Annotated in this window: 4 protein-coding genes and 1 pseudogene; 2 read left to right on the top strand and 3 right to left on the bottom strand. The window is 74.6% G+C overall.

From position 1 onward, the window contains the following. Positions 1-99 (top strand): annotated as a pseudogene (locus ABT247_RS29945) (ATP-binding protein); the annotation flags it as partial. Between the two features lie 64 nt (positions 100-163). Here ABT247_RS29945 and cimA read toward each other — a convergent pair. From cimA to ABT247_RS29930, 3 genes are all read right to left on the bottom strand, one after another. Continuing rightward, entirely contained in the window at positions 164-1,783 is a 1,620-nt protein-coding gene (cimA, locus tag ABT247_RS29940) for a citramalate synthase (RefSeq protein WP_350748698.1), read from the bottom strand. A gap of 448 nt (positions 1,784-2,231) precedes the next feature. After that, positions 2,232-3,344, bottom strand: a complete 1,113-nt coding sequence (locus ABT247_RS29935) for a branched-chain amino acid aminotransferase (protein ID WP_350748695.1) — start codon at positions 3,342-3,344, stop codon at positions 2,232-2,234. Between the two features lie 213 nt (positions 3,345-3,557). Next, positions 3,558-4,595, bottom strand: coding sequence for a 3-isopropylmalate dehydrogenase (locus tag ABT247_RS29930; RefSeq protein WP_350748692.1), 1,038 nt, complete (start codon positions 4,593-4,595; stop codon positions 3,558-3,560). Between the two features lie 196 nt (positions 4,596-4,791). Between ABT247_RS29930 and ABT247_RS29925 the strand changes: the two genes are divergently transcribed. Further along, the coding region (locus ABT247_RS29925) for a YfhO family protein (protein WP_350748689.1) at positions 4,792-7,346 on the top strand (2,555 nt) is incomplete at its 3' end.

Below are 7,346 nucleotides of genomic sequence, written 5' to 3'. Positions count from 1 at the left end.
ACCACCCCCATCATCACCCTCGACGCCCGCCGCCGCGACAGCGCCAAGAGCGCCCTCATCACCCTCGTCGAACACGCCCTCCTCGCCCGACTCCGGTGAGCGGGCCGCCCGTGGCCCAGGGGACTCGGCGAAGTCCCCTGGGGCCCCGGCGAGGTCGGGACGGCTACTCGGTCGGCTCCAGCCCGGCGCGGATCAGGCCGTAGGTGTACGCGTCCTCGAGCGCCAGCCAGGAGGCGGCGATCACGTTGTCGGCGACGCCGACGGTGGACCAGGTGGCGGTGCCGTCGGTGGACTCGATCAGCACCCGGGTCTTGGAGCCGGTGCCGTGCTGGCCCTCCAGGATGCGGACCTTGTAGTCCACCAACTCGAAGGTGGACAGCGGCGGGTAGATGCCCTCCAGGGCCGCCCGCAGCGCCTGGTCGAGCGCGTTGACCGGGCCGTTGCCCTCGCCGACGGCGATCCGGCGCTCGCCCTTGGCCCACAGCTTGACCGTCGCCTCGTTGCCGGAGACCCCTTGCGGGCCCTGCTCGCTGATGGTCCGCCAGGACTCCAGGGTGTAGAAGCGGTCCCGGTTGCCGCGCACCTCGTCCCGCAGCAGCAGCTCGAAGGACGCGTCGGCGGACTCGTAGGTGTAGCCGAGGTTCTCCTGCTCCTTCACCCTGGCCACCACCCGGCCGGCCAGGTCGCGGTCGGTGGAGAGGTCGTAGCCGAGCTCCTTGCCCTTGAGCTCGACGGAGGCCCGGCCCGCCATGTCGGAGACCAGCATCCGCATGGTGTTGCCGACCTGCTCCGGGTCGATGTGCTGGTACAGGTCCGGGTCGACCTTGATCGCGGAGGCGTGCAGGCCCGCCTTGTGGGCGAAGGCCGAGAAGCCGACGTACGGCTGGTGGGTGGACGGGGCCAGGTTCACCAGTTCGGCGATCGCGTGGGAGATCCGGGTCATCTCGGCCAGCCGCCCCGCCGGCAGCACCCGCCGGTCGTACTTCAGCTCCAGCGCGCCGACCACCGGGAACAGGTTGGCGTTGCCGACCCGCTCGCCGTAGCCGTTGGCGGTGCACTGGACGTGGGTCGCGCCCGCGTCCACCGCGGCCAGGGTGTTGGCCACCGCGCAGCCGGTGTCGTCCTGGGCGTGGATGCCGATCCGGGCGCCGGGCTTGTACGTGGCGCAGTCCGCCAGCACCTCGGCGACGGTCTCCCGGACGCCGGCCGGCAGCATCCCGCCGTTGGTGTCGCACAGCACCACCACGTCCGCCCCGGCCAGGTGGGCGGCGCGGACCACCGCGAGGGCGTACGCGCGGTTGGCCCGGTAGCCGTCGAAGAAGTGCTCGCAGTCGATGAACACCCGCCGGCCCTGCGCGCGCAGGAACTCGACGCTGTCCCGGATCATCTCCAGGTTCTCGTCCAGGGTGGTGCGCAGGGCCAGTTCGACGTGCCGGTCGTGGGCCTTGGCGACCAGGGTCACCACGGGCGCGCCGGAGGCGACCAGCGCAGCGAGCTGCGGGTCGTCGGCCGCCTTGCCGCCGGCCCGCCGGGTGGCGCCGAAGGCGACCAGCTCGGCGTTGCGCAGTTCCAGCTCGGCGGCGGCGCGCGCGAAGAACTCGGTGTCCCGCGGGTTGGCGCCGGGCCAGCCGCCCTCGATGAAGCCGACCCCGAACTCGTCCAGGTGCCGGGCGATGGCCAGCTTGTCCGCCACCGTGAGGTTGATGCCCTCCCGCTGCGCGCCGTCGCGCAGGGTGGTGTCGAACACGTGGAAACTGTCGTCGGTACGGCTGACCTCGGTCATGACCTCTGGTTCTCCGTTTCGGGGAGGTTCGTACTGCTCTGCCGGATTTCTCGTCCCGGCTCCACTGTCCAGGATCCCGCGCGCGGTCCCGGTGTCCCCGGCCCCTCGTGAGGGCCGTCGGCCGGTCCGGTGGCAGTGCTCGTCGGGGGGCTGGGCCCGAAAAGCAAAAGACCCCTCGCGGGTGCGAGAGGTCTGCGCGCGGGTCTGGACGCTCGTGGTCGCTCCGCATCGGGTCCTGCGGAAGCGGTCACTGCGGACCGGCGCGCCTGCTGCCGATAATCAGCGAAAGCGAGGACACGCTCGCAGTCTGACACAGCCTCCAGGATCCGGCCCGGCTGTCTCGCGATGCGGAACGGCCGCCGGGCGGGGGCGGCCCGGGCGCCGGGAGAACGCTCCGGGGTCGCGGCTCCGGGCGCCCCGGTGGGGTGGGGCGCCCGGGCGGGTGCGGTCAGACGATCTTGTGCAGCCAGCCGTGGGTGTCGGGTGCCTGGCCGCCCTGGATGGCGAGCAGGGCCCGGCGCAGCTCCATGGTGATCGGGCCGGGCTCGCCGGTGCCGACGGTCCAGTCGGCGGCGGCGGACTTGACCGAGCCGACCGGGGTGATCACGGCGGCGGTGCCGCAGGCGAAGACCTCGGTGAGGGTGCCGTCGGCGTTGGCCTGCTGCCACTCGTCGGTGGAGATCTTCCGCTCCTCGACGGCGTAGCCGAGGTCGGAGGCCAGGCGCAGCAGGGAGTCGCGGGTGATGCCGGGCAGCAGGGCGCCGGACAGCTCCGGGGTGACGATCCTGGCGTCCTTGCCCTCGCCGAAGACGAAGTACAGGTTCATGCCGCCCATCTCCTCGATCCACCGGTGCTCGGCGGCGTCGAGCCAGACCACCTGGTCGCAGCCCTTCTCGGCGGCCTGGGCCTGGGCGACCAGCGAGGCCGCGTAGTTGCCCGCGCACTTGGCGGCGCCGGTGCCGCCGGGCGCGGCCCGGACGTACTCCTTGGACAGCCAGACCGAGACCGGCTTGATGCCGCCCTGGAAGTAGGCGCCGGCCGGGGAGGCGATGATCATGAAGAGGTAGGAGTCGGCCGGGCGGACGCCCAGGCCGACCTCGGTGGCGAACATGAACGGACGCAGGTACAGGCTCTGCTCCGGCTCGTTCGGGACCCAGTCCCGGTCCTGCTGGACAAGCAGTTCGACGGCCTCGACGAAGGTCTCCACCGGCAGCTCCGGCATCGCCAGGCGGCGGGCCGAGGCCTGGAAGCGCAGGGCGTTGGCCTCGGGGCGGAAGGTCGCGATGGAGCCGTCGGCCTGGCGGTAGGCCTTCAGGCCCTCGAAGATCGCCTGGCCGTAGTGCAGCGTCATGTTGGCCGGATCCATCTCCACCGGCGCGTAAGGAACCAGCTGGGCGTCGTGCCAACCGCGGCCCTCGGTCCAGCTGATGGTCACCATGTGGTCGGTGAAGACGCGGCCGAAGCCGGGGTTGGTCAGCCGGGCCTCGCGCTCCGCTGCGGGCAGCGGGTGGGCGGAGGGCTTGAGGTCGAACGTGATGGGCGCCTGGGTGGGCGTGCTCATGGCTGTTTCCTTCACCGTGGGGTTGGATCGGGGCCGCCCCGCCGAAGGAACGTTCCCGCGGTCGGACGCGGGAACGAACGCGCGACGGCACGGCCCACTGTCGATATTCGCATCCAGAGGGCCGTGCCGAACAGCCATCCGCTCCCCGGGGAGCTGCAAGCTGCGGTTGTGCGGTCCGGCCCGTGCGGCCGGGACCTTGTGGCGATCCGGCCGTCAGCCGGATACTCGGGCGGCGAGCGCGTCGCCGACCTGGGAGGTGGAACGGGTGCCGGAGCGCTCGGCGAGGTCCGCCGCGACGGCAGCCTCGACCTTCGCGGCCTCGGCGGCGTAGCCGAGGTGCTCCAGCAGCATGGCGACCGACAGCACGGTGGCGGTCGGGTCGGCCTTGCCCTGGCCGGCGATGTCCGGCGCCGAGCCGTGGACCGGCTCGAACATGGCCGGGTACTCGCCGCTCGGGTTGATGTTGCCGCTCGCGGCGAGGCCGATGCCGCCGGTCACGGCGGCGGCCAGGTCGGTCAGGATGTCGCCGAACAGGTTGTCGGTGACGATGACGTCGAACCGCTGCGGCTGGGTGACCAGGTGGATGGTGGCCGCGTCGACGTGCAGGTACTCGGTGGTGACCTCCGGGAACTCCCGGCCGACCTCGGCGAAGATCCGCGACCACAGGTGCCCGGCGTGCACCAGCACGTTGTTCTTGTGGACCAGGGTGAGCTTGCGGCGCGGCCGCGCCTGGGCCCGGCGGTAGGCGTCGCGCACCACGCGCTCGATGCCGTAGGCGGTGTTCACGCTGACCTCGGTGGCCACCTCGTGGGGCGTGCCGGTGCGCAGCGAGCCGCCGTTGCCGACGTACGGGCCCTCGGTGCCCTCGCGGACCACCACGAAGTCGATCTCGGGCTCGCCGGCCAGCGCGGACCGCACGCCGGGGAACAGCCGGCCCGGCCGCAGGTTGATGTGGTGGTCGAAGGCGAACCGCAGCTTGAGCAGCAGCCCGCGCTCCAGCACCCCGGACGGCACGCTCGGGTCGCCGATGGCGCCCAGCAGGATCGCGTCGAAGGCCTTCAGCTCGGCCAGCACGCTGTCCGGCAGCGTCTCGCCGGTCCGGTGGTAGCGCCGGGCGCCGAGGTCGTACTCGGTGGTCTCCAGCTTCACGTCGGAGGCGAGCACGGCCTCCAGGACCTTGAGGCCTTCGGCCACCACTTCCTGGCCGATGCCGTCACCCGGGACAACTGCGAGACGAATGGTGCGAGACATGGTCGGACCCTACTCCGCCGTCCCAGTCCCTGACACCTCGTGTCCAGCATCCGGACTCGTTCGGGTGTCTCCGGACCCCCGGCCGCCGCGTCCGGGGGCGCATCACCCTCCGGCGGGGCGCGTGTGGACACGGGTGCGCCGGGGGCGCGCCTAATGTGGCGTGATCCGGGGTTCCTGGCAGAAACGGGGCGCGTGCGTGAGGACGGAGCGGCGGCGGGAGGTGTCGGTCTGCGCGGGCGCGGCCGCTCTGGCGGTGGGCGGGTACGGGCTGGCGGCCGCGCTGAGCGGGCGGTGGCCGGCCGGGGCCGGCGAGGTCGCGGTGCCCTACCACGCGCACCTGTGGGACCTGCTGCACGGGCGGACCACCGGGGACCTGCTGTTCAACTGGAACAGCGGCTACGGCGTCCCCTTCCTGGCGGACTTCTTCGCCTACCTGATGAATCCGTTCTCCTGGCTCACCGTGCTGCTCCCGCGCGACCAGGGGCGGCTCGCCGTCCTGCTGGTCGCCCTGGCCACCATCGGCCTCGCCACCGCGCTCATGGCGCACCTGCTGGGCCGCCTCCACCCCGGCCCCCGGCGGCTGCGGGCGCTCGCCGCCGTCGGGTACGGGCTCTGCGCCTGGGTGCTGGACGTCGGCGGGGCCGCGCCGATGTGGCTCTGGGGCCTGGTCTCGCTGCCGCTGCTCGGCCTGGTCGGGGACTGGTGCCTGCACGAGCGGCGCTGGGTGGCCGGCTCGCTGTGCGTGGCGCTCGCCTGGGCGGGCAACCTGTACACCGCCGCGTTGGCCACCCTGGCGGCCGGACTCCTGTTCGCCGTCCGGCTGTTCGCCACCCCCCGGCCGTTCCGGCACCGGGCCCGGGCCACCGGCCGGGCCGTCACCGCGACCACCGTCGGGGTGCTGCTCGCCTCCCCCGTGCTGTTCGTCGCCGTCCGTGCAGCCCGCGGCGCCCAGCCCGAGTCGCCGGTGCTGCCGCTCGGCCCGGCCGGCCTCGGCGGGCACCTCGCCCGGCTGCTGCCCACCGTCCAGGGCGGCCGGCCGCTGCCGGACGTGGCGATCGGCGTGCTCGGGCTGCTGCTGGTGTGCGGGCTGCCGTTCAACCGGCGGGTGCGGGTGCGCGAGCGGGCGGTCTGGTGCACGGCGCTGGTCCTGGTGGTGCTCGGGTTCCTGTGGACCCCGACCGTGGTGGTCTGGCACGGTCTGGCGATCCCGGCCGGCGGGCCGTACCGCGTCGCCTTCGCGCTCAGCGGGCTGCTGGTCCTGGCCGGCTGGGTGTCACTGGCCCACCGGCCGGACCTCCTCACCCTGCTGGGCGGCGCCGCCGTGGTCGCGGTGGTCGCCGGGCTGGCGGCGGGCCGGCAGTCGGTCCCCGCCTCCACCTGGGTGGTGCTGGGCGTCGGCGCCGTCGTCCTGCCGGCCGCGCTCGCGGTGCTGGACCGCCGGCACACCGACCGCCGGGCGACCACCGCGGCCACCTGGGTGCTCGGCGCCGCGGTCCTCGGCAACGCCGTCTGGTCCGGGTACGCGGCCTTCGCCTCGGCCCCCGCCGACACCGTCTCCCCGGCCGCCGTCCGGGCCGGGTACGCGGCCGTCCAGGCGGGCGCCGACTGGCCGGCCGGCCGCAGCGACCCCGGCCCGCACGCCTTCACCGCCAACGATCCGCTGCTCCTGGACGGCCAGGGCGGCGGCTACGCGAGCGGCTCGCTGCCCACCGTCGCCGCCCTGCTGCTGCACGGCCTCGGTGCGGGCTGGACGGCCGGCGGCCGGCAGATCGCCGTCGTCACCGACCCGGTCGGGCGGGCGCTGTTCGCGGTCCGCGCCCACCTGGACGACGGGCCGCCCCCGGACGGCTTCACCCCGGCCCGGGCGGCCGCGCCGCCGCTGGTCACCGTGCTGCCGCCGGGCGCCCGGACGGACACCTCCTCGGTCTGGTCCCGGCAGGAGTCGCTGCTCGGCAGCCAGGTCTACGACACCCCGCTGCCCGTCCCGGCCGGCGGCCCGGCGCCGACCCTGCACGGCACCAGCGGCTGGTCGGTGCCGGGCGGCGGCGAGGGCACGGTGTTCTCCGCCACCTGCACGCCGGGCGGGACGGCCTACTTCCACGGGGTCTGGTACCGGGGCACGGTCAGCGGCCTGGGCACCAGCTACCGCAGCGACGGCGAACAGCCCACCACGGCGGTGGCGGTCCACCGGCTGGGAACCGTACCGGCGGACGGCGTGGTCCGGGTGACCCTGCGCTCGGACGCCGTCAGCCAGGTCCCCGCCCGCCCGATCGGCTGTCTGCGGGCCGGTGCCCTGGAAGCCGCCGTGACCCGCCTCACCGCCACCGGCGCCACCCGGGTCGAGGCCGGCGGGCACTCCCTCGGCGCGACGCTCCCGGCGGGCTCCGCCGGCACCGCGCTGGTCTCCGTCCCCGCCACCGAGGGCTGGTCCTGCTCCGTGGACGGCGGCGCCGCCGCCGCTCCCGGCTCCGTCCTCGGCATGCTCGCCGTCCCGCTGGGCGCCGGCGCCTCCCACCTGGCCTGCGCCTTCCGCCCGCCGGGCCTCACCGACGGCCTCACCGTCAGCTCCGCCACGGCCGCCGTGCCGGTCCTGGTCGCCGTCTTCGCCCGGCTCTCCCGCCGCCCCACCCGCGCCCCGCGCCGCGACCGCCGCCGGCGCCCATCGCCGCCGCCCGGTCACCGCCCCCGTCACGGCGCTCGTCGGCGCCCGCGTGACCGCTCCCGTCACCGCCCTCGTCGGTGCCCGCGTGA

Source organism: Kitasatospora sp. NPDC001539 (assembly GCF_040298565.1).
Taxonomy (GTDB): domain Bacteria; phylum Actinomycetota; class Actinomycetes; order Streptomycetales; family Streptomycetaceae; genus Kitasatospora.
This window is presented reverse-complemented; position numbering and strand designations above follow the sequence as displayed.

Excerpts from the sequence above, each read along its gene's own strand:
- cimA (WP_350748698.1), bottom strand. The coding sequence starts at position 1,783 with ATGACCGAGGTCAGCCGTACCGACGACAGTTTCCACGTGTTCGACACC.
- ABT247_RS29935 (WP_350748695.1), bottom strand. The coding sequence starts at position 3,344 with ATGAGCACGCCCACCCAGGCGCCCATCACGTTCGACCTCAAGCCCTCC.
- ABT247_RS29930 (WP_350748692.1), bottom strand. The coding sequence starts at position 4,595 with ATGTCTCGCACCATTCGTCTCGCAGTTGTCCCGGGTGACGGCATCGGC.